Here is a 24,188-nt window from a genome sequence, read left to right on the forward strand (position 1 = left end):
GCCAACTCCCCGCCAACGACCCACCCGTACCCACCCGTCACGCCCGGCTCCCCGTACACACCCTCGGGGCAGCCGGACAGAAACCGGTGTGTACCGGTATCAGCCCTGTTCAGGGTAGAGCCGGGCAGACACGCTCTGTCACATGAACGAGGAAATCGGCAGGGGTGAAGCCCCGGCCTCCGAGCGGGAGTTCGCGCAGCAGCTCTCCGCCACCCCGCGCGGGGCCCGGCTCGCCAGGCGGCTCGCGGTGCAGCAACTCGACATGTGGGGCGTGCCGTTCGGGTGTGAGGCGTCCGATGCCGTCGCGCTTGTGGTGGCGGAGCTCGCGGCGAACGCCGTGACGCACGGCCGGGTGCCGGGCCGCGATTTCCGGCTCGGGCTGCGGCTCCACCCGTACACCGTCCGTATCGAGGTCACCGACCCGCGCGGGGAGCGCCGGCCGCCGGTAGCCGGTATGGCGACGCCACCGCCGGGGACGGCGGCGAGGGGGCGCGGACTTGTTCTCGTACAAGAACTCGCGAAGGACTGGGGAGTGAGCGAACCGGAGGCGGGGGCGGTCGGCAAGACCGTTTGGGCGGAAGTGCCGCTCATGCTGCCCCCGCTGCCTCGGACTGCGCCCACCGGACCATGGCCCGCAGTTCCTCCCGGCCGCTTTCGATGACCTGGAGCCAGTTCCCGGCCGGAGTGCCAGGCGGAAGTGGCACGTCGCCGATCAGGTCGAAGACGGTGTAGTCGCGGCCCAACCAGTTACGGAGGGCGTGCCAGTGCTTGGAGCGTTCGGAGCTGAGTCCAGGGTGCAGGGGGGTTGTTTCGTACGGGGTGGGGTCTGTGCCGGTGCCGGCCAACAGCCCTGAGCGGCGGACCAGGCAGGGGAAGCAGACGCCGCAGTTGACGTACGGCACCGGTCGGCGCTGACGAGGTGGGGCCCCGCAGCTCATGCTCTGTGCCAGGACGGTCAGGGGGAGCCCCGCGCGGACAGCCGCGCGGCACACCTCGCCCTTGGTGAGGTGTGCGAGGGGATTCTCGACGGTGACGGAGCCGCCGACCGTACGGATGACGGCGTTGAGCAGGTGCAGGGTGCGCGGGTGCACTGACCGGGTGGAGAGCGCGGCGGAACGGGCGGCGCTCAGGGGCGGGTTCAGGGCGAGCTGGCCGTTCTCCGGGACCTGGACCGTGTCCACTCGGTCTGCGGCTGCCGCCCGGACGGCGGTGGCCGCGTAGAGCAGGCCCCGGGGGCGGGAGGAGTGCTCGGCCTCCTTCCCGTGGCCGCCGCTGTTGGTCTGGGCGAGAGTGAGTCGGCGCAGTTCACGCCCAGACTGGCGGGCGAGAGCCTTGACGCCGGCGTACACGTTTCCCAGTACGTGCTCGACCTTCTTCTCCGTGAACGTCACCAGCAGCAGGACGCCGTCGCCGTCACCGGATTCAGCTGCGCGCCGGGCGGCCCAGCTGAGGGAATCCAGACCGCCGGAGAAGAGCGCGACCTCTCGGGCACACCAGTCTTCGTCCGCGGGGAAGGGTTCCTGCCTCGGCGCGGGGCGCAGCGGGCGCAGAGAGATCTCCCAGAGGTCACCGGTCAGGGTGCGCAACAGGGACGACAACGGGCCGGCTGCCGCCGCTGCCCAGCGGTCCGGGTCCGAGGCGGGCACCGAGAGGCGTAACCGGCGGGTCCAGCGGTCCTCCGTCGCCTTGCGGGATGCCAGCTTGTCCGCCAAGAAGGCGGCTCGGGACAGTCGCAGCAGGTCGTCGGCCCAGGCGGGGGCCGGCCCGCGCAGGGAGTGGTGGCCGGTGATCCTTCCTTCGGTCTCCTCGAAACCGGCTGTGCCGATCGGGTGCCAGGCAGGGCCGGGTGGCAGCTCAGAGTTGTGGTTGAGCCACCAGAAGGAGCACGGCGTACGGGCAGACGTCATTCCGATGGCTCCTCATATGTCGGCGTGGTGATGGCCGTCTCGTCGGTGCCCGACGCGTCGGCGGCCAGACCGAGCACCTTGCGTACGGTGCTGGGAACGAGGAGCCGGGCCACCTCCAGCAGGGGCGGGGCGACTACAGGAGGATCCTCGGTGGCCCCGGTGGCGTCCCCGGGCGGCAGTTCGTCGCTCGGCACCAGGTCGACCAGTCCTTCCCCTTCAGCGGCCTCAGCGCAGGGATTCGGGACGAGAGAGAGGACCAGGCCAGTGACCTTGTCCGGTATCCCTCCCTCGGGCACGGCGGACGACAGGCCCGGAACCACCAGGTCGATCTGTTCGGCGATGACCGCACGCAGGAACTCCGAGACCAGGTCGGCGAAGAACCACCGGTAGAGAAGGCAGAGCAGAACGCCCGCCAGCCCGCTGCCACCCGGTGAAGCGGAGTCGGAACCGGAGGGGGCACCCAGCGACTCGCGCACCCCGGGCTGTTCGAGGAGCCGCCGGGCTGAGGCCACGACCGCGCGGCGCAGGGCCGCATCCACCACGGTGGTGCCGTCGCCCGCGACCCGTTCGGTGAACTCCGCTACGAAGGCATCGGAAGGATCGGGCCACAGAGCACCCTCCGTAACCTCCCAGGGATCTGCCGGGGCCTCATTCCGGCCCGGGATACCGTCTTCGTACGAGACCTCGCCATCGCCCTGGGGCTGCTTGCCGACCCGTGCTTTCGGCGGACGCCGGTGCAGGCCGTCGGGCCCGTCCTCCGCAAGAACTCGCAGAGTGTCCGTGAGACGCAGCCCGGCGGCAGTGGCTGCCTCCCGCAGCCCAAAGGCGTCCTTATCCACACGGCAGGCGTTCTGCAGAGCGCCGATCGCGGACGCAGCGATGACCACTGGGTCAGATCGGTCGGGATCCCAGCGGGAGAGCTTCCTGGTCACCCCGGGCCAGCGTGGCCCTTTCCAACGCGTGGACGTACCCATCCTGCTGCCTCCCCCGAATCGGCCTACTACTGACTCGTGTCTCCCAGTGCAGCAGTCGTTGGTGCTCGCAGCCAGGGCATGGATCAGCCATCGTCCGGAAGGCGCTCCGGCCGATTGAAGTCTCACGCCGAGGCTGTGCGAGGTGTCGACACAGGGTGCGGTGCGCCGCCGACCTCGGCCACGTGGCCATCCGCTGGCTTGGCCACGATGAGGCACTCAGCGCGTCGGTGACATCCGGCACTCGATACGGCGGGACGCTTGATGTACCCGCGATCGATGCGGAGCACCTGGATGCCGCACGGTCGGTAAGAAGCAGGTGGGGCGACCTGGCCCCTCGACCTCACGGATGAGGGAGTGTAGTGCTCGCTGCGGACAGCTGGGCCGGCACAATGTATTCGCGTGATGCTCGTTGCTTGCCACCTTGTACTGGCAGGGGCCTGGGGAAAATTGTTCGAGCAGACCGACCTCTCGGTCGTACCGGCTGCCCGAAGTTCGAAACGGGTGAGGGAGGCAGGATGAGTCGTCGCCGATGACGCTCGTTTGACGTACAGGGCCCGCCACGAGGCTGTGCGGTCACCCCATCAGGGTTCTCAAGGACTCCTCGCCCGCCAGGATCCGCCAGGCAGGCACCCGGATCGCCCGGGACACGGGAGCCGGCTGTGCCCCGTGTCCGCCGGACGGCAGACCGGTGAGCAGGTCGGCGCGCGCGAGTGTCAGCCGTAGGTGCCGGGCCGGGTCCGTGCCGGGCGGCGGTCCGCAGTCGATCAGTACTGCGGTGTTCTCTCCGCGTCCAGTGAAGAGCAGGTCCGCGGGGTGGCCTCCGATCGTCGGGTTCCGCTCCAGCGACGTGATCCCCCGGGATCCGAGATGGTGCTGCAGCCGGTCGGCCAGCTCTTCGCGGAACGTATGACTGCCGGTGGGTTGCCCGGACCCGTCGCCTTCGACGGTCCAGGTCTCCTGGGCTTCCGGGCGCAGCACCGCTGAGCGATGGGCCAGTAGCGCGGGCAGGCCTGCCTGCTGCTGCCAGAAGGCGTGGCTGCCGACAGTGATCAGCTGTGACTTGGCGCGTGTGATCGCGACGTTCCACAGGTTGACCTGGCTCGCGGCCCAGTGGGCGGTCGGCTGTGGGGTGTTGAGCGTCGCCACGGGGCTCAGCACCATCACATCCCGCTGCCCGCCTTGGAAGGCGTGCACGGTGCCCACCCGTACGCGCTCGCGCGGCAGCATCCGTTCCAGGACTTCCTTCTGGGCCCGGAACGGTGTCACCACGCCGATGTTGGCCTCCTCCGGAAGCTCGGTCAGTAATTCGGTCACGAGAGCACGGACCTCCTCGGCCTCCGCCTCGTTGCGCCAGGACGTACCCCTTGGGCCGCGTGCGGACGTTCCCCCGACGACGTCCAGCCAGCCCAGTACGGGGGCCGGATCCACCTTCCCCACAGGGTCGAGCGCGGGAATCTGCCTACGGACGTCGGTCATGACCTGCAGTTGGCCCGCATAGCAGTAGCCGTTGACCACATTCGCGATCTCAGGGTGACAGCGGTAGTGCTCATCGAGGAGCAGGGCGCCTTCACCGCTCTGGGCAGCCGCATGGTAGGAGGAGTGAACGTGGTAGGTGAGCCGTCGATCCTCCAGTTGAGCCGCGCTCAACCCGGTGCGGAGCCTGGCCTGGCGCTCCTGCTGCGGAGAAACGCCGGGGATGTGCCCCAACTGCATGGGGTCGCCGATGATCAGAGCTCTCCTGGCCCGGAAGAGCAGCGGGAGCACCGAGGGGATGGAGCATTGTGACGCCTCGTCGATGACGACGAGGTCGAAGAGCTTCGGCAGCAGTTCGAGCTGACGCACCGAATGAGTGCTGATCGCCCACCCCTTGATGTGCGGGAGCAGGTTGCGCTGACTGCGCTGGTTGCCGCGTTTGTTGCGCAGGGTCTGGAGCCGCTGCTCCATCAGGGTGCGTGCGCGGAGCAAGACTTCGGCGGACCAGGACCGGATCAGCTCCGTCGACAGATCGCGCAGAAGCTCGGTGGTGCGCAGGCGCTGCTGCTCCAACGCCTCCTCGTCCCGGGCCAGATGACGCGGCACGAGAGCCCTCATCTGCTCTTCCACCGTGAGTAGTTCGGACAGCGAGTTCAGCAGTTCCGCAGGCACCGGCCGGGTGACAAGCCAGTCCGGCCGATCCGGCCATGCGTCTCCCGCCGCCTGGTCCATCGCGGCTTCGAAGGCTGCGAGTGCCCGGTGCCGTCGCAGGCGCGGAAAGATCCAGTGGGCCTCCGCGGCCTTCCTGGCGCGTTGCCGCCACGTGGCCGACGCGTTGTCGTCGGCGTCGCTCCAAAGCCGGGTCAGCACCGGCACGGGAAGCTTGAGCCCTGCCGCTCGATGCTCCCGGTCCTGTGCGAGTTCGAGGAGCCGGACCTCTTCGGTGACCAGCCGAGTCGCCTCGGCGCGCTGACTGTCTGCCTGTGTGTGGGCATTGCGCAGCTCTCCGGCGACGGTCGCCGTGCCGCGTGCGGGGGAGTGCGGAGGCTCGGTCAGCACGCGTTCCAGTTTCGCCGCCTCTGCGAGCCGGGCCTCGGAGTTGCCGGTCCGCATGAGCAGACCCGGCGCGATGGCATCGCAGCGTTCGGCCACGACATTGACCGCTTCGTTGTTGGTGGAGGCGACCAGCAGGGACTGGCCCGAGGCCACCGCGGTCGCCACGACTGCCGTGACGACCTCGCTCTTGCCGGTACCTGGCGGGCCGGTGGCAACCGTGAGCGGACGGGTCATCGCGGAGGCGACCACCAGCTCCTGGCTCTCGTTGCTCGGGCCCGGGGTGACCACGCGGTGCGAAGCGCCCTCGTGCGTCGGATCCTGCGCACCGGCATTCAGCAGGGCGCCGAGAGCTGTCCCAGGGATCTGTCCGGTACGGGTGGAGATCTGAAGAAGGTTGTCGACCAGGCCCTCCGTGGCCACCCGGTCCATTCCCGAGGGGGTCAGGAGCACAGCGGCGTTGTGCGCGCCCGCCCGCAGCGTGTTCATCACGGACTGCTCACTGAGGACGGAAGTGTCCAGGGGCTCCAGCTCGGACAGGCCCAGGTCGCTCAGCAACTCCCGTACGGCCTGGACCATCTGGGCACTGTTGCCCTCCTGCCACGTCGGCTGCCAGCGGGCGAGGAGATCAGCCGCGTCGTCGTCAGACAGTAGTTCCGTGACCACACCGGTGTGCAACGCGGGGACACCGGCCGGCTGGAGCCGGTCGCGCCCGTTCTCGTCCGGTGCGAGCTCCATCGGCTGGATCAGCAGCGGCGCGATCCTTGCCGTGGTCCGTCCGCGGCTGCTCCCGGTGGCGACGGGCAGGGTCACGGCGGGGTAGCCGTACCAGTACTCCTGCAGTGCGTCGGCATTGCCCGGGTGGGCGTCCGGGCCGCCGGCAGTCTGCTTCTTGGGCCGGGGCAGGTTCGAGGGAGCGGGCAGGGAACCTGCGAGTCCGGCCTGGACGGTCTCCGCGGCGTTGTGCAGCAGGAAGTACTTGGAGTCACGTCCGGTGTCACGGTCGGGCAGCATCCCCGCTGCTGCCGTGGCTCCCAGACAGTGCACGTAGTAGCGCAACAACCGCTCCGCGTCCACACCGTCGCCCGCGTCCGGCCGGGCCGGCTCGCGCGCCTTGAAAAGAGCCGGCGAGCGGTTGCCGTCCGCAGCCTCGCGCGGGGGCCCCGCGGGAGGAGCGGGAAGCTGCACCTGGCGTGCCACGGAGCGGGCGAACGGCAGATTCCCGGTGGCCCTGATGGTGGACTTGGTGGGCCGCTGCTCCGCCGGGACGCCGTTGCGCACCATCTGGGAAGTCAGATACGTGAAGAGGTCGTCGGGCGTGATCCAGCTGCCGTCGTGCTTGATGCGCCCCGTTCGCAGCCCTTCGACGATCTCTCCGGTGAACCGGGACGTGCCGAGGGCGGAACCCGTCGGCGCCATGGCCGAGGCTGCCTGCCGCGCGTCGGACGCGGTGATGAAGTACACGCCGGTGGGGCGCAACAGGGTGGAGGGTGCCGGGCGGCCCCCGCCGTCCTCTCCTGCGCCCTTGGCAGTCCAGCCCTGGACGACGCTGCCGCTGGAACAGCAGTCCAGCAGGACGACCTTCGAGGACGCACGGCAGGACTGCAGAGTCTGTTCCAGGAACGACGCGGACACCGCGGTGCCCGGAAGGTCGGACGGATCGGAGTCCCGAGTGAGGAAGTAGAGCTGGTTGTCGCTCTCGCAGAACTCGCCGTGTCCACTGAAGTACAGCAAGGCCGTCTCGCTGCTCTGCCGGTCCTCCAGGAAGGACTCGACGGCGTGCAGCATCTCCGCACGGGTGGGTTCCGGGACCATCGCGCAGTCGTTGTACATGCCGATCTCGGTCCGCTGCAGCACCGCCTGCATGTAGTGCAGATCCGCGCGTACGGCCGGGAGGTCGTGGTACGTGTCGCTGTCGTACGTGGAGACGCCGACGAGCATGGCGTATCGATCGTTGCCACTCATGAGGTGCCACTGCCTGCCGCTACGCCGGTTCCGAACCGTCGTGTGGAGGGGGCGGCGAGAGGGACGCGGGCGGGGCCGTGAGGAACCGCTCGATCGCCTCCGTGTCCGCACGGGCTTGACGGCCGGTGATCTGCAGGGAGACGCCGTCGGGCCGGGTGAGGGAGATGGTGCGCTGGGGCGTACGGGAGAGCCAGAGCTGTACTGCGGCGAGGGCCAGGGAGCCACCGCTGAAGACCAGCCCGACGAGGGCGACGACGTCGCCGCCCTTGACGTCGGTGGCGAGCGGGCCCTGAGACCGTGCCGAATCGAGAGCAGCGTCGGGAGCGACCTCGGTCAACTCGCCCAGCAGTTCACGGGCTTCCGCCTGGCGCGCAGAGGATCGTCGTCGACGACGGAGATCCGAATGAGGGTGGTCCGGTCGTCGCGGGTCGTGCTCACTTACTCCCCTTGGGTCTGCGTACGTCATGGCTGACGCGGATTCGTGAAGCTACTGCGCTGCCCCGGCCCATGGAGGCGATTCTCCGGAAGTCACCTGGTCATTGGCGCAAAACCCGTGGCGTGGCCGCCCCGCTCGGGTCTGATCCCCCCCGCCCCTTCGCCTCCTGATCGCCCGACTGCAGGCGGTCGGGTCAGCAGGTGTCGACCTCGGTAACCGTGAAGGGGAGGGGTTCCGGCGCCGAAGGGGCCGCCCTTGTCGGGGCCTTGCAACGTCACCGGGGCCACCACCGGCAGCGGCCAGGACGCCCAGCGCACCATCGACAAGCAGTGCTTCGCCACCAACCCCCTGGCCGGCTCACCGAAGCTTGGACCGCGAAGAGCGACTGCACCGCCACACCGGCTACCGCCGGGTGCTGCTGCTCTCCTTCGCGCTGATGGCGGCGGGGAACGCGGGACTGATCGCCGCGCACACCGCCATGCCCCTGTTCGCCCTGGCGTCCGCCGTCGCCGGCTTCGGCATGGGCCTGGCCCTGGGCGGCCTGCCCACCCTGATCGTGGAACGCAGTGCCACGGACCGGACGGCGACCGCGACCGCCGTCTACAGCAACCTGAAGACCCTGGGCAGCAGCGTCGCGGGCGCGGGCGCGGCGGTCGTCCTCGGCTCCCTCGTCGTCGGGGAAACGGAAGTCCCAGCGCACTCCGCGTACTTGACGATCCGCGGACTGAGCGTGCTGCTGTGCGTCGGCGTGCTGGTTCCTCCACGACGGGCGATACGGCCACGCCGGGCCCCACCCGGGTGGTTGGAGCGGTCCCGGTGGGTAGGAGTGGATCGTTGGCGGGCGGGCTGTCCGGGGGCTTGTGGGGACCAGGGTCGGCGAATCGGCGCGAGCGGGGGGGCACCGGGTGTTCGGGCGGGGTGTGCGTGGGCGTTTCGGTGTGCCGGTCTATCTGACCACGGCCTATCTGGCCCGCTTCGCGGACGAGGGCATGCCCATCGCTCTGGCGCTGCTGGCGATACATCGCACCGGCAGCGCGGCACAGGGGGCCTTCCTTCTCACCGCGTGGATGGCACCGCACGTGCTGACCGCGCCTCTGACCGGAAGCCTGGCCAAAAGGGTGCGGTACCCGCGGCTCTTCTACTCGGGGGCGCTCGGTGTGTTCGCCGTATCGATCATCGTGCTCGCGCTGACGGTCGGCCGGGCGCCCTCCGCGGTGACCCTCGTGGTGGCGCTGGCCGGCGGCAGTTGCGGGCCGATCGTCACCGGCGGGCTGTCCGGACTGCTGTCCGGCCTGTTGACCGACGCGGCGTCGCTCCAGCGTGGGTACGCCCTGGACGCGGCGACCTTCAACGCGGCGGCGGTCACCGGGGCGGCGGCGGTGACGCTTGTCGCAGGAGCGGCGACACCGGTCGTGGCCACGGTTGTCCTGGGCGGTGGGGCGGTCGTGGCCGCCCTCCTGGTGGCTGCTCTGCCGTACCCGCCGGTTGTACGGTCCACCGGCGGGCCCTCGCTGGTGGCGGACCTGGGGTCCGGGCTGCTGGCGGTGTGGCGGATCGTCGAACTGCGCGCGATCACCCTGGCGACCGTCATCGCCTTCGGAGGCATCGGAGGGCTCGCCATGACGGCGGTGCTCCTGGTGGACGACGTGGACGACCCGGGCGCGGCAGCGGGTGGGGCGGCGGGGGCAGAGCTTGGGGCAGAGGGCGGGGAGGGGCACTTCGGCGGCGGCTATCTGATGACCGCCTTCGCCCTCGGCGGGCTCGTCGGGTCACTGGTGCTGGCCAGGTGGCAGCCGTTCGCCACCGTGCAACGGCTCGCTGTGTACGCCCTGTTGGGTACGGGTGCGGCACTGGCGGCTGCCGCACTGGTGCCCTCGTTTCCTGTGCGTGTTGCCCTGTTCGCCCTCGCCGGTGTGTGTGACGGCCCGCTGCTCGGCGCGACCCTGCGCCTCCGTGCCGAACACGCGCCCTCCGCCGTACTGCCGCAGGTCTTCACGATCGGGGCGGGGCTGAAGATGTCTGCGGCAGCCTGCGGTGCGGCGCTCACGGGGGCGGCCGCTGGACTGGGTGCCCCCTCGCTGCTGCTGGCCATTGCCTGTCTCCAGTTCGTGGCGGCGTTCTTGTACGTGCTGGTACGGAGCCGGGGCGCCCGGCCCGCCAAGTCCCCTGCCGAGGCCCGCCGCTCCGGTGTACGCAGCAGTACCTGAGCCTCAGACGAGCAGGGGAGCGGGGGCGTGGGCCAGGATCCGGTCGGCCAACTCCGCAGCCTGGACGCGGATTTCAGGAATGGCCGTGGTCTCCCACAGGTTTCCGCGGCGTAGCTGTCCGAGCGTCCACACCGGGGCCGGTGTGCGGCCGGGCGCCGGGACGAGCCGTCCGTCGGCCGTGGTGTCGAAGCCGAGTCCGTGCGGTCCCGCCACGGCGACCCCCGAGTCCAGCAGGCAACGGGCGAGGGGATCGGTCAGTTCGCCGGTTCTGCCCTCGGGGCCGGTGCAGTTCACCACCGCACCGACGGTGAGAGAGCAGCCGTCGGACAGGCCGACGGTGACGCTGCCTCCCTCTTCGCCCGCCTCCTCGCCCGGTTGCGCTGCCACGACCTCTGCCGCCCGTACCGTCAGCAGCCCGGACCGCAGCGACTCCGTCAGCGCCCGGCTCGTCGCGGGTGCCAGCCGGTGCCTGCTTACTTCCCACTCGCGGAGCATTCCGGTCAGGAAGCGCTCGCGGTCGGCGAAGGAGAGCCGTTGCCACAACTCCGCGACGTGCGGGCGCAGTTCGTCGATCGCGGGCCGCCAGTCCCCGTACTGCCGCCGGTACCGCGCCGCCCGGTGCAGGACCTCCCGGCGCAGCCGTGCCAGATCGGGCGGGTCCGGGGCGGGCCCGGGGTGGAACGCCGGTGTCCGCACGGGGGTTGTGGTGTGGGGGAGCGGTACCAGCCCGCTTCGGGACACGGCGTGCACCGTGCGGCCTGGGGTGTTCAGAGTGCGGGAGACGTCGCACATGGTCAGTCCGGTTCCCACGAGCAGTACGTCCCGGTCGGCGGGAACGCCGTCGAGGGCTCCGGGCCGCCAGGGGTCGGCCACGAAGCAGGGCGACCGCCGGAGACCCTCCGGCACCCAGCCACCGCTCGGCGCGAGGTTCCCCAGCGCGAGGACTGCCGCGTCCGCGTCGAGCAACTCGCCGTTGTCCAGGCGCAGCCGTACGCGCCCGATGCCGGTCGGCTGCTCGACGGCGACCACGCGTGCGTACCGCCGATGCAGCGTCGCGACGCCGCCGGCGGCCTCGACCGCGTGGCGCAGCGCGTCCGCCAGATAGGTGCCGTACGTCCCGCGCGGGACGTACTCGCCGGGGTCGACCCGCCGGCCCTCCCGGTGCGAGAGCCACCGCACGAAGCCGTCCGTGTCGCCGGGCAGGGCGCTCATCCGCCCGGCCGGGACGTTCAGCAGGTGCCGTGGGTCGGACGTGGCGTACGCGAGTCCCGGCCCCGACCGGGGCGCGGGGTCGACCAGCTCGATCGACACCCCGCGCCCGGTCAGGGCCGCCGAGTCCAGCAGCCGGGCCGACACGAGCGTCCCGGCCGCACCCGCGCCGACGACCACGACACGGAAGGTCCCCTCAGCCATGTCCCCAGTGATGTCCTCAGTCATGGCTCACCTGTCGCCGTCGGCCATGCCGGCCGCGAGCGTCGTGCCGTCGGCGGGGTCGATGAGCAGGAACGAGCCGGTGCGCCGGGAGTCGGCGTAGTCGTCGAGGGCCAGCGGCTCCGCGGTCCGTACGACGACCCGGCCGATGTCGTTGGCCACCAGCCGTCCGGGGGCGGGGTGTTGGGAGAGGTCGTCCAGGGTGAGCCGGGACGGGATGTCCTTGACGATCGCCTTGACCGTACGGGTGGTGTGCTTGAGGAGTACCCGCTGGCCGACGGAGAGCGGCTGGTCGGCGACGTGGCAGACGATCGCGGTGATGTCCTGCGAGATGGAGGGCGCCGCGGCGCTGGGGGCGATCAGGTCGCCGCGCGAGATGTCGATCCCGTCGCTGAGCTGCACGGTCACCGACTGCGGCGCCCAGGCCGTGTCCACGGCGTGGCCGAGCATGTCGATGGCGGTGATGGTGCTGGTGCGCCCGGACGGCAGGACGGTGATCTGCTCGCCGACCCTGAACGTCCCGGCGGCGATCTGCCCGGCGTAGCCACGGTAGTCGGGGTGTTCGGCGGACTGCGGGCGGATCACGTACTGGACCGGGAAACGTGCCTGGGCCGCGGTGAGTTCGCGCGTGACGGGTACCGATTCCAGGTGCTCAAGGACGGTCGGCCCGCCGTACCAGTCCATGTGCGCGGACGGCTCGACGACGTTGTCCCCGGCGAGTGCGGAGATGGGGATCGCGGTGCACCAGTTGTCCCCGGAGCCCCAGCCGGGCACGCCCAACTCACGTGCGTACGCGGTGAATTCGCGCGCGATCTCCGCGAAGACGGGCTCGGCGTAGTCGACGAGGTCCATTTTGTTCACGGCGAGTACGACGTGGGGGACGCGGAGGAGTGCGGCGACGGCGGCGTGCCGGCGGGTCTGTTCGACGACTCCGTTGCGGGCGTCGACGAGGACGACGGCGAGTTCGGCGGTGGAGGCGCCGGTGACCATGTTGCGGGTGTACTGCACGTGTCCGGGGGTGTCGGCGAGGATGAACCGGCGTCGGGGGGTGGCGAAGTAGCGGTAGGCGACGTCGATGGTGATGCCCTGTTCGCGTTCGGCGCGCAGGCCGTCGGTGAGCAGTGCGAGGTCGGGGGTTTCCTGGCCACGGTTGCGGGAGGCGTGTTCGACGGCTTCCAGCTGGTCGGTCAGTACGGACTTGGAGTCGTGCAGGAGCCGTCCGACCAGGGTGGACTTGCCGTCGTCGACGGACCCGGCGGTCGCGAAACGCAATGTGTCGATGGTCATCTCTAGAAGTACCCTTCGCGCTTGCGGTCTTCCATTGCGGCCTCGGACATCTTGTCGTCGGCCCTGGTGGCGCCCCGTTCGGTGAGCCGGGACGCGGTGATTTCGGCGATGACGGCTTCGAGTGTGGTGGCGTCGGAGTCGACGGCGCCGGTGCAGGACATGTCGCCGACCGTGCGGTAGCGGATCAGCCGGGTCTGGGTGGTCTCCGACTCCTTGGGGCCGCCCCATTCGCCGGCGGTGAGCCACATGCCGTTGCGGGCGAAGACTTCGCGCTGGTGTGCGTAGTAGATCTGGGGGAGTTCGATCTTTTCGCGGGCGATGTACTGCCAGACGTCGAGTTCGGTCCAGTTGGAGAGCGGGAAGACCCGGACGTGCTCGCCGGGGGCGTGGCGGCCGTTGTAGAGCTGCCACAGCTCGGGGCGCTGGCGGCGCGGGTCCCACTGGGAGAACTCGTCCCGCAGGGAGAAGACCCGCTCCTTGGCCCGGGCTTTCTCTTCGTCGCGGCGGCCGCCGCCGAAGACGGCGTCGAAGCGCTCCGCCTGGATCTTCTCTGTCAGGGGGAGGGTCTGGAGCGGGTTGCGGGTCCCGTCCGGGCGCTCGCGCAGGACACCGCGGTCGATGTAGTCCTGTACGGAGGCGATGTGCAGTCGCAGTCCGTGGCGGGTGACGGCCTGGTCGCGGTATTCCAGGACCTCGGGGAAGTTGTGTCCGGTGTCGACGTGGAGGAGGGAGAAGGGGATGGGTGCGGGGGCGAAGGCTTTGAGGGCCAGGTGGAGCATGACGATGGAGTCCTTGCCGCCGGAGAAGAGGATCACCGGTCGTTCGAACTCGCCCGCGACTTCGCGGAAGATGTGGACGGCCTCGGACTCCAGGGAGTCGAGGTGGCTGAGGGCGAAGGGGCTGTCGACGCCCTCGCCGGTGGTGGTGGCGGTCGTCATGCCAGACCCCTCTCGGTGAGCAACGTGTGCAGGGCTGCTGCGGATTCCTGGACGGACTGGGTGTGCGACTCGATGCGCAGGTCCGGGTCGGTGGGGGCCTCGTAGGGGTCGTCGACCCCGGTCAGCCCGGAGATCTCCCCGGCCGCCTGCTTCGCGTACAGGCCCTTCACGTCGCGTACGGAGCACACCTCGACCGGCGTCGCCACATGCACCTCCAGATACGGGGTGTCACTGCCCAGGTGGCGCTTGCGGACGGCCTCGCGGCTGTCGGCGTACGGGGCGATCACCGGCACCAGGGTGGTGATGCCGTTGCGCGCCAGCACCTCTGCCACCAGGCCTATGCGCTGGACGTTGGTGTGCCGGTCCTCGCGGCTGAAGCCGAGCCCGGCGGAGAGGAACGAGCGGATCTCGTCGCCGTCCAACACCTCCACACGACGGCCTTCGCCGCGCAGCCGGGTCGCGAGTTCGTGGGCGAGGGTGGTCTTGCCCGCACTGGGCAGCCCGGTCAGCCAGACCGTGGCGCCCGGCCGGCACGTGCAGATCGTTTGCGGTTCCATCGGGTCCCTTCCGAGTGTGGTGGCGTCGGCCGCGGCCGACGTACGGGTCCTTCTCAACCGACGGACGGCGCCGTCTCCTTGGGGATGCTCGGGGCCGTGGCCTTCTTCCCGATGGCGCTCTCCGCCGATCCCTCGCGGGGGAGTTGGAGGGTGAGGAACCCGAGAATCACTGCGACCACCGCGACGACGACGTAGTACCACATGAAATCGCCGGTCACGTTCTTGAGGAATCCCGCCGTGTAGTTCCCGACGATTCCGCCGAGTCCCTGCGTCACATTGGTGACGCCGAAGATGACGGTGGCCGCCGCACCCGATGCCGACTTCGACACATAGGCGGGAACCAGCCCGTAGATCGGGTAGAAGGCGAGGGCGAAGAGGACGCCTGAGACCATCGGGAGAAAACCGACCGGGGCGAGAACCAGCAGGACGGACGAAGTGAAGAAGAGCGAATAGCACATCACCAGTGAGGCGCGTACGCCGATCCGGTCGGAAAGCCAGCCGACGGCAAATCCCGCGAACATTCCGATGACGCCGATGGTGCCCCAGACCTGCGCCGCGAAATCGATGTCGAATCCCAGGCCCTCACGCAGATAGGGCGAGAGGTAGTTCTGGAACGGCATACAGGCGAAGCCGTTGAGGAACTTGATGATCCAGACGATGACCACCCAGCGCACCAGCACCATGCGCCAGCCGGCGCGGGCGCTGTTGTCCTTGACGGTGCTGTCGCCTTCCGGGGTACGGCCGCCCGCCCCCGGGCCGTCGTCCGGTGTGCCGGGGGTCTCCGCCTTCTCCGGGCGGAAGAGTCCGAGCCGGTGGAAGGTGAAGGCGGCCACGGCGGTCACCATCAGCGTGCCGAAACCGACCGAGTACCAGAGGCCCTGCCAGTTGTCGTCCTGTACGAAGCCGGGGACGAGGAGGCTGTTGACGAAGACTCCGTAGCTGGTGCCGCTGGACACCAGGCCCAGCACCTTGCCGCGGTGCCGGTAGTCGATGACCCTGCCCACGATCTCGACCAGCGGGACGTACACGGAGGCCGCCGTACCGCCCATGATCGTCAGCAGGACCGCGATCAGGACGATGCTGTTGGTCACCGGCAGCAGCACCAGGCACAGCCCGCACAGCGCGACCGAGCCGATCACCACCTGGCCGCCGCCGATGCGGGTCGACAGCCAGGTGCCGAGCAGGGCGAACACCAGGAAGCCCAGCTGTCCTGCCGCGGTGATGGTCCCGACCACCGTGTAGTCGAAGCCGAGGTCCTTGCGCATGTCGGTGACGAGTTGCGCGAAGAGGTAGAAGCCGAATCCGTAGGTGGCCGCCACGAAGCTGGTCAGCAGCACGGTGGTGGCGAATCCGGCAATCGTGTGGGATCGCTTGCCGTTGGTCTGCTTGGTACTCACTGCCGTTGTGGCCTTTCTGAAATCAGGTCTGAAATCAGGGCGCGCGAGGTGCGACTCACGGTTTCCGGGCCACGTGGATGACGAAATCCACCTCGGCGAGGTCGAATTTCTCCTGGAAGTCACCGAAGGTCTGGATGGTGTCGAATCCGGAGTCGATGAGCAGCGACGAGAGCTCCGCCGAGAGAATGGGGTACACCTCCAGGTGGTGCGTGCCGCCGTTCAGGAATTCGTACTGGAACCGGCAGAGTTCCTCGTCGACGTGTGCCACGGTCACGGTCGCGCCGGTTCCGCAGTAGTAGTAATTTCCGGTGCTCTGATACCGGTGTTGGCGGATCGCGTCGAAGTTCCGGTGGTCGACGATGAGGATGCCGCCCGGGTTCAGGGCTTCGTAGAACTCCGCGAGCACCGCCCGGCGGTCGGCCTCCTGGAAGAGGTGCGGGAACGAACTGCCCAGGCAGACGATCGCGTCGTAGCGCCCGTCGAGGTGCCGGCGCAGGCTGCGCCAGTCGGCCTGGAGGACCTGGAAGGACTGCCCGTGCCGTTCGGCGTTGCGCCGGGTGCGCTCGATCATCTGGGCGCTGCCGTCGGCCGCGGTGACGTCGAAACCCCGCTGCGCGAGGGTGACCGAGTGGTAGCCGGTGCCCGTGGCGACGTCCAGGACCCGACGGGCCTCGGCGCCGTTCAGGAGTTCCACGAAGAAGTCCTGCTCGCTGGCCCGGCGCCGGTCCCAGTCGATCAGCTGGTCCCAGAGGTCCACGAGGGTCGGGATGTACTGGCCTTCGAAGTCGTCCGGGGCGGCGCTCTCCGGGGCGACCCGGGCTGTGGGCGTGGTCATGATGGTCCTCCGGCTCTCTTGGGTGGTCGCGCGCGGGTTCAGCGGAACTTCGCGGCGAACGCCGCGTACTTCAGGGTGAGTTCGTTGGCCCACTCGCTCGCGTCGCCGAGCTTCATGCTCTGGCACTCGTAACCGAGCAGCCGCTTCATGACCGCCATCTCCGGTGCGGTGAAGTGCACCGTCCCGTCGTCGTCGATGCGGTCGATGCCGTCGGCCCGCTGGCACTCCTCGTTGATCCGGACCGCCTCGTCCCGGTCCAGGCCCGCGGGCAGGTCGAGGGTGCCGCCGGCGCGGTGGACGCGGACCGGATAGCCGCCCGGCAGGCCGCCGGGTGCGGGGGCGTGCGCGAGCACTCCGCTGTCGGCCGCCATGCCCTTGAGCACCCGTACGGCGGAGGAGGCGGTCAGCAGCTGGCCGTCGATCCCGCCGATCCGCTTCAGCCGGTTGTCGAGCTGGGCGAAGAGCGCGCCGTGGTCCAGCTCCGCGGTCCCGGGCCGGCCCCGCACGCTCGCCGCGAGGTGGTACGCGCCCTTTCCGGCGTCGCCGAAGCGCGGTACGTAATGGCTGAAGTAGTGCTGTGCGGTGAGCCGGAGTTCGACCTGCGAGGGATGGGCGTCCAGCAGGTGTGCGGCGCCCAGGGTGAGCGCGGGAACGATGTTGGCGACGTTGCCCACGCCGATCGTGGGGGCCAGACCCACCTTGTCGAGGACCGGGCCGACCGCGTCGGGGAACGCGGCGTTCACCACTTTGGCGTCGATGCCCGAGCCCCGGACCGCCTGCATGAGCAGGTGGTTGAGCGTCAGGTGCATCGGCAGCCACGGCCCGAACTGCGCCTCGTCGAGCTCCTCGAAGACCTCCTTGGGCAGCGCGGTGATGACCCGCCAGGACTGGAGCGAGCCGCCCATGAAGATGATGTCGGGGCGGACCCGGGCGAGGGTGTCGGCGGTGGCGTCGACGTCACGGAGATCGACGTGGACCGAGTCGACCGTGCCGTGCAGGCCGAGGTTGGTGGCCGTGAACAGTGCCAGGTTGCCGCGCCTGCGGACGGCCTCGGCGTCCCGCCCGGCCAGTACGACCCGGTTGGTCGCGGGGTCGCCGAGGAGCATGGTGAGCACCTTGGCGCTCAGGTCGCCCATGCCCAGCAGCATGATGAGGGGCTTGCCGGAACTGCCGGTCGTGCCGGTCGAGGCGCTCGTGCCGGTCGAGGCGCTCGTGCCGGTCGTGTCGCTCGTGCCGGTCGTGTTGCTCGTGTCGCTCGGGGAAGTCAAGGGGTGCCTCCATGACGTACGGAGAGGGAGCCGTGGGAAGAGCCGGCCGCATGGGCCGTGGGGGCGGTGCGTGCGCGCCGGGTGGCGGCGCGCACGCACCGGGACCGGGCCGGGTTCAGCGCGGGTAGGAGCCGTTGTCGGCGCGCAGCAGAGCGCCGGTCAGGGTCCGGGACTGGTCACTGAGCAGATAGACGCAGGCGTCTGCCACGTACTCGGGCAGGATGTCGCCGTCGAGCTGCTCCTGGCGCTTGTACTCGGCGTAGCGGTAGTCGGGTATCCGGTCGGCGATCGCGGTGTTGACGATGAGGCCGGGCGAGACGACGTTGACCCGGATGTACGGGGCGAAGTTCATGGCGTTGGACTTGGTGAGGCCGATGACACCGGCCTTGACCGTTCCGTAGAGCGCGTCGGAGCTGCCGACCTCGCCCGCGACCGAGGCCAGGTTCACGATGGCGCCGCGCCGTTCGGCGGGCAGCAGGTGGCCCGCGAAACGGCGGGAGAGCCATACCGGCCCCTTGACGTTCACGGCGATGACCCGCTCGATGGTGGCGTCGTCGTACTCCCAGACCGGCTGACCGAGGTAGAGGCCGGCGTTGTTGACCAGGCCGTCCACCTCGGGGTGCGCGGCGATGACCCGGTCCATGAAGGCGTCGCAGTCCTCGTGCGAGGCGACGTCGGCGACGTGCGTCTCCAGGGGCCGGCCCCGGTGCTCGTCGGCCAGTGACTTCAAGCCCGGCTCGTCGATGTCGCAGGTGATGACGGTCTTGCCGGCGTCCAGCAGCCGGCCCACCAGGGCCCGGCCGACGCCGCTGGCCCCGCCGGTGACGATGACGGTAGTGACACTCATGTGGTTGCCTCCTCGGCCGGCTGCAGCCGGTACTGGTCCAGGTGTTCGTAGAAGGGACGGCAGTGGCGCTCGAACTCGCGCAGGTCGGGGCGGTTCTCGTAGCTGAAGCGGTAGGCGCGCTGGGGCCTGTTGAAGCCGTTGCTGGCGGCCACGTCCGTGTGCCAGCCGCTCCAGGTGGTCCACTGCGGCTGTTCGCCGGCGCTCCACTTCAGGGCTTCGGGAAGGAAGGGAATCCCGACTGCGTCGCAGTAGGCCGCGAGGGTGGCCTCCGGGCGGGCGGCGAGGTCCGCGGCGTTGACGACCACCGGGGCGCTGCCCGTCAGTTCCCGTACGAAGTCGAACGTCCTGGCCAGCTGCTCGTATCCGAGCACCTCGCGGGTGAGTTCGGGGTGCACCGTGGCGTGCGAGAGGACGGCTTCCTCGGGGTCGCGGATCAGGAAGGTGTTCACCTGGCCCAGCAGATAGCCGGGGTCGCCGAGGAGATGGTCGAGACAGTGGTAGGGGAAGTCCTTGTGGAACACGGGGCCTTCGCGGCGCGCGGCCTCCATCATCCGCTTGATCTCCGGATAGGTGAGCGGGTGGCCCGGGTCCGGGTTCTTGTGCGGGATGGCGGCCCGTTCCTCGTGCATGAAGAACACGTAGGCGAAGGCTTCGTGGAAGACCTTGAAGTCGCGCCGCTCGATGAACGAGCGCTCCAACGCGGTCGACATCGACCTGGGATGGCTCCAGAGCGCGATGGACTTGTGCATGACACCTTCCTGGTGGTGGGGGCACGGGCCGGGGAACCGGGCCCGCAGGACGGCGGGAGCGGGGCGGCTCAGACCAGCAGCAGAGGCCGCGCGGAGGTGGTGGCGGTCTGGAACTGGTGCGCGACGAAGTCGATCAACTTCCGTGTGTTCGACATGACTTCGGCGTACGTCGAGACGAACGACCCGTAGTGGGCGAACTCGTCGGGCTGCATGCCCGCCGGGTCGTAGGCGCGGTGGAACGACGGGAGCCACATCAGCTTCTCCAGGACGTCGGCCGGCACCTCCCGGTCGATGGCCTCCGGGTCAAAGACCGGCAGCTCGCTCTCGCGGCGCATGACGTCCGCGATGAACTGCGGCTTGCAGGTGTACGCGACCGCGCCCCCTGCGCTCTGCTCCAGATGCATGCTCAGCGTGGAGCCGTCCCGGCGGGGTTCGTCGACCTCCAGGCTGGACAGCAGGGGCTTGACCGGGTGTCCGTTCTCCTGGATCAGCCGGTGGATTCGCTTGAGGATGGCGACCTCGGCCCAGCGCAGGTCGGTCCTGCTGAGCTCGATGTCGCGGATGGCCGCCTCGTACCGCAGATCGTTGTTGGCTCCGAAGCGGCCGATCATGTGGGTGAAGACGGCGCGCCACCGGCCGGTGTCGATGCCCTGGGCGCGCGCGTCGGCCAGCCCGGCCTCCACGGCGCGGGCGCAGGCGGCGAACTGGGGGACAGTGTAGGAGAGGGTGGAGTTGATGGAGATGCCGCGTGCCACCAGCTGCCGGACGACCTGGTAACCCTGTTTGGTTCCCGGGACCTTGACCATGAGGTTCGGGGATATCCGGGCGATGCGCAGGGCCTGTTCCAGCATGAGGTCGGCATCGAGCATGTGGCGGGGGTCGAGCTGGCCCGACACCCAGCCGAACTTCCCTCCGGTGGCGTTCCACATCGGCAGCATCTCGCGTGCCGCCCGGCGCAGGGCCTCCTCGTAGACGAGCGCGAAGGTGCTCTCGACGTCGGGGCTCAGCTGGTAGCGGATGAGTTCCTGGATGTCGCTGCGCCAGCTCTCCGGGGAGGCCAGGACGCTCTGGGCGACCAGCGAGGGGTTGGTCGTGATGCCGCGCACCAGGGACCGGTCGGGCGTCGCGGGACACAGGAACCGGTCCAGCTGTTCCTGCCACCGGTCCCTCGTGGCCTTGTCGGGTGCGGTGGCCAACTGGTGCCGGCGCCACCGGGGGAAGTCGAGGGGGGAGGAGTCCCACCAGATCTCTGCCGACTTGCCGGCCTGCTGAAGCTCGTGAAGAACACTCGGCATACGGATCGTGCCTTTCCGACTCGGTCTCTCAGGAGGGTGGGGGGAGTGGTCACCGGACGGCGTGGGCGGCCGGGAGGTGGGCGGCGGGGGCGGCCCAGCTGTCCAGCAGGCCGGGGAGTTCCTTCATCGAGCCGAAGGTCACCGCACCTTCGGCGGCGAGCTGCTCCGCCGTTCCGTTCTGCGGCGGCGCGTAGCCGAACACCGACATGCCGGCCGCGATCCCGGCCCGGACGCCCACGACGCTGTCCTCGACCACCGCGCAGTGCTCGGGAAGCACTCCGAGGTCGGCCGCGGCGTGCAGGAAGAGGCCGGGGTCCGGCTTCCACGCGCCGACCTCGTACGCGCTGTAGATGCGGTCCTGGACGCGGTCTTCGAAGCGGTCCTCGAAGCGGTCCTGGATACGGTTTTGGAAGTACGGCAACAGGCCTGTCAGGCCAAGGGTGTTGAGGATCTTTTCGCGCGGTGCGCTGGACGCCGTGCAGAACGGCAGCCCGAGCCCCTCCACCACCTGCCGCACATGGCGGACCGGCCGCAGTTCGGTGGCGAACAGTTCGGCGCACCCGGTGCGGAAATCCGGCACGAAGCGGGCCGGCAGCGCCCTGCCCAGCAAAGCCTCCAACTGCCCGACCCACTCGGCGACCTTGCGGCCCCGAATGAATTCGACTGCCTGCTCGGGAGAGAAGTCGAGTCCCTCCTTGCCGGCCATCTCCCGCATGACCCGCGCACTCAGCGTTTCACTGTCGACGAGAACTCCGTCGCAGTCGAATATGACCAGACCTTTCGTCATGGGGATGCCTTTCGTGAACCTTTCGGCGGCGGGACTTCGCCAGTTAAGCAAGGCGTCCTTACGATTCGCTCACTGCTCGATACCGAGCCATCCGGAAGTACGGTCATACGTGCTCAATTCGGGCGCACGTGACAGAGTCTGCAACCCTTCCTGGACCGGTCGTTGCCGCACGGCTAGCTTCATTCCGGGGCACCTGCTGAACCGTTCGTTCAGGAGCCGCTCGGTCAGGAGCCGTTCGTTCAGGAGCCGCTCGGTCAGGAGTACGTCCCACTGTCCCGACAGATCGTCCGTGCCGTTGGATTTCTTTGTTCAGGCATCCGTGCGAGAGGGAGTTCAATGAAGTTCGCAGTTCTCGGCCCGCTGTCCCTGACGGACGGAAACGGTTCCCTGCTCCCGACCGCACCCAAGACGCGTCAATTGCTGGCGCTTCTGCTGATCCATGCGAACTCCCTGGTCACGCTCGACACCTGTGTCCAGGAACTGTGGGGCGAGTCCTCGCCGCGCAGTGCCGTGCAGAGCGTGCACACCAGGGTCTTCCAGATCAGGCAGGCACTGGCCGGAGACCTGTCCGGCCGGACGACGGACGAGAGCAAGCGCATCCTGGAGACGCACCACCAGGGCTACTCGTTCCAGGTCGAAGAAGGCTCCCTCGACCTGGACGTACTCGAAGTGCACTTGACTCAATTCCGTCGGGCGCAATCGCACAAGGACGACGCCGGAGTTTCTGCGGCAATTCGTTCCGCACTCGGTCTGTGGCGCGGCCGAACCCTGCTGGACATCCAGCAGGGGCCGTGCATCCAGGCCTATGCGACGGGTATGGAAGACCTCCGGATGACCCTGCTGGAGCAGTGCATCGAAGCCGAATTACGACTCGGCATGCACCATCGACTGCTATCGGAATTGAGTGCACTCGTCTCCCGGAATCCGGTGCACGAGAATCTCCATGCCCAGTACATGATCGCCCTGTACCGGTCGGGCCGTGCCGCGGAATCGCTCGGGATCTATCACCGGCTCCACAAGACCCTCACGGAGGAACTCGGCATCGGGCCCTCCCACCGGATCAGGCAGCTGCAGACCGCCGTACTGACCGAGAGCACCGAACTCGATGTGGTCACACAGGACAGGGCGGTCCTCTCGATGGACCTCATGACGAGCCGATAGCCGGTATTCGACAACGGAATTCCGCAACGGAGGAGAGCGTACGTGTCAGCCGTGGATGTGCACTCGTCGCCCGGCCAGGGGTCCGGCTCAGGCCTCGATCCCTGTCCCGGCCCTGGCTCAGGCCTCGATCCCTGTCCCGGCCATGGCTCCGGCCCCGGTCCCTGTCCCGGCCATGGCTCCGGTCCCGGTCCCGCCAAGGAGAAGGCCAGGCGGGTCCGCCGGTTCGAGACCCGTATCGCCGTCTGCGCGGGCGGCGGCGAAGTCTGTGACGGGTGGGTGCTCGGGGTGGTGGGAGCGGCATTGCCGCTGGCTCGCGACGACCTCCAACTCACCCCTGTCTGGGTAGGGTTGATCGGCTCGGCTTCGCTGATCGGCCTGTTCTTCGGAGGGCTGGTCTTCGGATGGCTCACCGACAAGGTGGGCCGCCAGAAGATGTACCTCATCGACCTGCTGGTCTTCCTGCTCGGCTCCCTGCTGCAACTCGTGGTCCAGGATCCCGCCCAACTGCTCGCCGTACGACTGGTCATGGGCGCGGCGGTGGGTGCCGACTACGCCATCGCCGGCGCGCTGGTCGCGGAGTTCGCGCCGCCCGCGCGACGAGGGCGCCTGCTGGCCTCCCTCATCGTCTTCTGGTACGTCGGCTACACCCTGGCGACCGGGCTGGGCATCGCGATGGCGTCCCTCACCGACGACGCGTCCGCATGGCGGTGGATACTCGCCAGCAGCGCGCTCCCCTCCCTCGTGGTGCTGCTCGCCAGGCTGGGCACCCCGGAGTCCCCGAGCTGGCTGGCGAGCAAGGGACGGATCGCGGAGGCGGAGGCGATCAGCCGGCGCTGGCTCGGCCGGGGGCTCGAACAGCCCGCGGCAGACGACGCACCGGTGCGCACTCGTCACTCCACCCTCTTCTCCCCGGTGTATCTCCGCCGCACGCTGTTCACCAGCCTGTTCTGGCTCTGCCAGGTGACACCGTTCTTCGCCATCTCCACCTTCGCGCCCCAAGTGCTGGGCCTGCTCGGCGCCCAGGGCGACGGTCTCGGCGAAGTGCTGCTCAACGTCTTCCTGCTGCTGGGCTGTCTGACCGGCATGGCCGTCATCAACAGGGTGGGCCGCCGGGCCCTCCTCCTGTGGCCGTTCTGCGTCACGGCGGCAGCCCTCCTCGTCCTCGGGCTGTGGCCCCATGCGCACCCGGGGGTCGTCGCGCTCTGCTTCGGCGTCTTCGCCCTGTTCCACGCGGGGTCGAGCGTGCTCCAGGCTGTCTACCCGAGCGAAGTGTTCCCCACGGAGATCAGGGCCACCGGGATCGGATTCGCCGCCGCGGTGAGCCGGATCGGAGCGGCCGTCGGCACCTTCCTCGTCCCCATGGGACTGCAGGCATGGGGAGTTGGCGCGGTGTTGCTGTTCGGCTGCGCGGTCTCTGTGCTGGGCGCTCTGGTGTCGGCCGCCTGGGCGCCGGAGACCGGTGGCCTGGAACTGGCACGGGTGAGCCGGCCGGCTGCCCGACCGGCCCCGGAGCTGGAGCGGACCGGGTGATCGTGTCCGCCGTCGCCCTCCTGCTCGGCGCGGGTTGGGCGGCGTACCTGACACACCTGGCGCACAGGAGGGGACGCCCCGTCCCGTGGGA

General features: G+C 69.4%; 20 protein-coding genes. 4 read left to right on the top strand and 16 right to left on the bottom strand.

Annotated elements, in window-relative coordinates:
- Positions 1–142: 142 nt before the first annotated feature.
- Positions 143–661, top strand: coding sequence for an ATP-binding protein (locus AB0D18_RS06190; protein ID WP_362413481.1), 519 nt, complete (start codon positions 143–145; stop codon positions 659–661).
- Here the strand turns inward: AB0D18_RS06190 and AB0D18_RS06195 are convergent.
- From AB0D18_RS06195 to AB0D18_RS06215, 5 genes are all read right to left on the bottom strand, one after another.
- Positions 588–1,907, bottom strand: a complete 1,320-nt coding sequence (locus tag AB0D18_RS06195; RefSeq protein WP_362413483.1) for a 7-cyano-7-deazaguanine synthase — start codon at positions 1,905–1,907, stop codon at positions 588–590. The genes AB0D18_RS06190 and AB0D18_RS06195 overlap by 74 nt on opposite strands.
- Positions 1,904–2,746: a hypothetical protein gene (locus tag AB0D18_RS06200; RefSeq protein ID WP_362413485.1), complete on the bottom strand. Its 843-nt coding sequence runs from the start codon at positions 2,744–2,746 to the stop codon at positions 1,904–1,906. The genes AB0D18_RS06195 and AB0D18_RS06200 overlap by 4 nt, the downstream gene beginning before the upstream one ends.
- A 708-nt stretch (positions 2,747–3,454) precedes the next feature.
- Positions 3,455–7,372, bottom strand: coding sequence for an AAA domain-containing protein (locus AB0D18_RS06205; protein WP_362413487.1), 3,918 nt, complete (start codon positions 7,370–7,372; stop codon positions 3,455–3,457).
- A gap of 19 nt (positions 7,373–7,391) precedes the next feature.
- Positions 7,392–7,709, bottom strand: coding sequence for a hypothetical protein (locus AB0D18_RS06210; protein ID WP_362413488.1), 318 nt, complete (start codon positions 7,707–7,709; stop codon positions 7,392–7,394).
- A gap of 501 nt (positions 7,710–8,210) precedes the next feature.
- Complete coding sequence (locus AB0D18_RS06215; RefSeq protein WP_362413490.1) at positions 8,211–8,381, bottom strand: hypothetical protein; 171 nt, start codon at positions 8,379–8,381, stop codon at positions 8,211–8,213.
- Between the two features lie 347 nt (positions 8,382–8,728).
- Here AB0D18_RS06215 and AB0D18_RS06220 point away from each other — a divergent pair, with 347 nt between their 5' ends.
- Positions 8,729–10,015: an MFS transporter gene (locus AB0D18_RS06220; protein WP_362413492.1), complete on the top strand. Its 1,287-nt coding sequence runs from the start codon at positions 8,729–8,731 to the stop codon at positions 10,013–10,015.
- A gap of 3 nt (positions 10,016–10,018) precedes the next feature.
- Here the strand turns inward: AB0D18_RS06220 and AB0D18_RS06225 are convergent, their stop codons facing one another.
- The 11 genes from AB0D18_RS06225 to AB0D18_RS06275 form a co-directional block, all read right to left on the bottom strand.
- Complete coding sequence (locus tag AB0D18_RS06225; protein ID WP_362413494.1) at positions 10,019–11,428, bottom strand: FAD/NAD(P)-binding protein; 1,410 nt, start codon at positions 11,426–11,428, stop codon at positions 10,019–10,021.
- A 27-nt stretch (positions 11,429–11,455) separates the two neighbouring features.
- Positions 11,456–12,733 (bottom strand): GTP-binding protein, encoded by a 1,278-nt coding sequence (locus AB0D18_RS06230; protein ID WP_362413496.1) that lies wholly within the window; start codon positions 12,731–12,733, stop codon positions 11,456–11,458.
- A gap of 2 nt (positions 12,734–12,735) precedes the next feature.
- Complete coding sequence (gene cysD, locus AB0D18_RS06235; RefSeq protein WP_362413498.1) at positions 12,736–13,671, bottom strand: sulfate adenylyltransferase subunit CysD; 936 nt, start codon at positions 13,669–13,671, stop codon at positions 12,736–12,738.
- Positions 13,668–14,228: an adenylyl-sulfate kinase gene (cysC, locus tag AB0D18_RS06240; RefSeq protein ID WP_362413500.1), complete on the bottom strand. Its 561-nt coding sequence runs from the start codon at positions 14,226–14,228 to the stop codon at positions 13,668–13,670. Before cysC ends, cysD begins: the two co-directional genes overlap by 4 nt.
- Before the next feature lie 53 nt (positions 14,229–14,281).
- A complete protein-coding gene (locus AB0D18_RS06245; protein ID WP_362413502.1) occupies positions 14,282–15,625 on the bottom strand; it encodes an MFS transporter in 1,344 nt (447 codons plus the stop codon).
- Between the two features lie 55 nt (positions 15,626–15,680).
- Positions 15,681–16,460 (bottom strand): methyltransferase domain-containing protein, encoded by a 780-nt coding sequence (locus AB0D18_RS06250; RefSeq protein WP_362413504.1) that lies wholly within the window; start codon positions 16,458–16,460, stop codon positions 15,681–15,683.
- Between the two features lie 38 nt (positions 16,461–16,498).
- On the bottom strand, positions 16,499–17,728 hold the full coding sequence (locus tag AB0D18_RS06255; RefSeq protein ID WP_362413506.1) for a hypothetical protein: 1,230 nt from the start codon (positions 17,726–17,728) through the stop codon (positions 16,499–16,501).
- A gap of 115 nt (positions 17,729–17,843) precedes the next feature.
- Entirely contained in the window at positions 17,844–18,575 is a 732-nt protein-coding gene (locus tag AB0D18_RS06260; protein WP_362413508.1) for an SDR family oxidoreductase, read from the bottom strand.
- Positions 18,572–19,324 (bottom strand): hypothetical protein, encoded by a 753-nt coding sequence (locus AB0D18_RS06265; RefSeq protein WP_362413510.1) that lies wholly within the window; start codon positions 19,322–19,324, stop codon positions 18,572–18,574. Before AB0D18_RS06265 ends, AB0D18_RS06260 begins: the two co-directional genes overlap by 4 nt.
- A gap of 68 nt (positions 19,325–19,392) precedes the next feature.
- Entirely contained in the window at positions 19,393–20,619 is a 1,227-nt protein-coding gene (locus tag AB0D18_RS06270; protein WP_362413512.1) for a transaldolase family protein, read from the bottom strand.
- Positions 20,620–20,668: 49 nt separating this feature from the next.
- Positions 20,669–21,406 (bottom strand): HAD family hydrolase, encoded by a 738-nt coding sequence (locus AB0D18_RS06275; protein ID WP_362413514.1) that lies wholly within the window; start codon positions 21,404–21,406, stop codon positions 20,669–20,671.
- 336 nt (positions 21,407–21,742) lie between these two features.
- On the opposite strand from AB0D18_RS06275, the gene AB0D18_RS06280 reads away from it, so the two are divergent.
- Together AB0D18_RS06280 and AB0D18_RS06285 are read left to right on the top strand one after the other, a co-directional pair.
- Positions 21,743–22,567: an AfsR/SARP family transcriptional regulator gene (locus AB0D18_RS06280; protein ID WP_362413516.1), complete on the top strand. Its 825-nt coding sequence runs from the start codon at positions 21,743–21,745 to the stop codon at positions 22,565–22,567.
- 57 nt (positions 22,568–22,624) lie between these two features.
- Positions 22,625–24,097, top strand: a complete 1,473-nt coding sequence (locus AB0D18_RS06285) for an MFS transporter (protein ID WP_362414036.1) — start codon at positions 22,625–22,627, stop codon at positions 24,095–24,097.
- Positions 24,098–24,188: the final 91 nt, after the last annotated feature.

Source organism: Streptomyces sp. NPDC048442, assembly GCF_040651475.1.
Lineage (GTDB): Bacteria > Actinomycetota > Actinomycetes > Streptomycetales > Streptomycetaceae > Streptomyces.

What these genes read in the sequence shown, in the direction of transcription:
- AB0D18_RS06190 (WP_362413481.1), top strand. Translation starts at nt 143, where the DNA reads ATGAACGAGGAAATCGGCAGGGGTGAAGCCCCGGCCTCCGAGCGGGAG.
- AB0D18_RS06195 (WP_362413483.1), bottom strand. Translation starts at nt 1,907, where the DNA reads ATGACGTCTGCCCGTACGCCGTGCTCCTTCTGGTGGCTCAACCACAAC.
- AB0D18_RS06205 (WP_362413487.1), bottom strand. Translation starts at nt 7,372, where the DNA reads ATGAGTGGCAACGATCGATACGCCATGCTCGTCGGCGTCTCCACGTAC.
- AB0D18_RS06225 (WP_362413494.1), bottom strand. Translation starts at nt 11,428, where the DNA reads ATGGCTGAGGGGACCTTCCGTGTCGTGGTCGTCGGCGCGGGTGCGGCC.
- AB0D18_RS06230 (WP_362413496.1), bottom strand. Translation starts at nt 12,733, where the DNA reads ATGACCATCGACACATTGCGTTTCGCGACCGCCGGGTCCGTCGACGAC.
- cysD (WP_362413498.1), bottom strand. Translation starts at nt 13,671, where the DNA reads ATGACGACCGCCACCACCACCGGCGAGGGCGTCGACAGCCCCTTCGCC.
- cysC (WP_362413500.1), bottom strand. Translation starts at nt 14,228, where the DNA reads ATGGAACCGCAAACGATCTGCACGTGCCGGCCGGGCGCCACGGTCTGG.
- AB0D18_RS06250 (WP_362413504.1), bottom strand. Translation starts at nt 16,460, where the DNA reads ATGACCACGCCCACAGCCCGGGTCGCCCCGGAGAGCGCCGCCCCGGAC.
- AB0D18_RS06260 (WP_362413508.1), bottom strand. Translation starts at nt 18,575, where the DNA reads ATGAGTGTCACTACCGTCATCGTCACCGGCGGGGCCAGCGGCGTCGGC.
- AB0D18_RS06265 (WP_362413510.1), bottom strand. Translation starts at nt 19,324, where the DNA reads ATGCACAAGTCCATCGCGCTCTGGAGCCATCCCAGGTCGATGTCGACC.
- AB0D18_RS06270 (WP_362413512.1), bottom strand. Translation starts at nt 20,619, where the DNA reads ATGCCGAGTGTTCTTCACGAGCTTCAGCAGGCCGGCAAGTCGGCAGAG.
- AB0D18_RS06275 (WP_362413514.1), bottom strand. Translation starts at nt 21,406, where the DNA reads ATGACGAAAGGTCTGGTCATATTCGACTGCGACGGAGTTCTCGTCGAC.
- AB0D18_RS06280 (WP_362413516.1), top strand. Translation starts at nt 21,743, where the DNA reads ATGAAGTTCGCAGTTCTCGGCCCGCTGTCCCTGACGGACGGAAACGGT.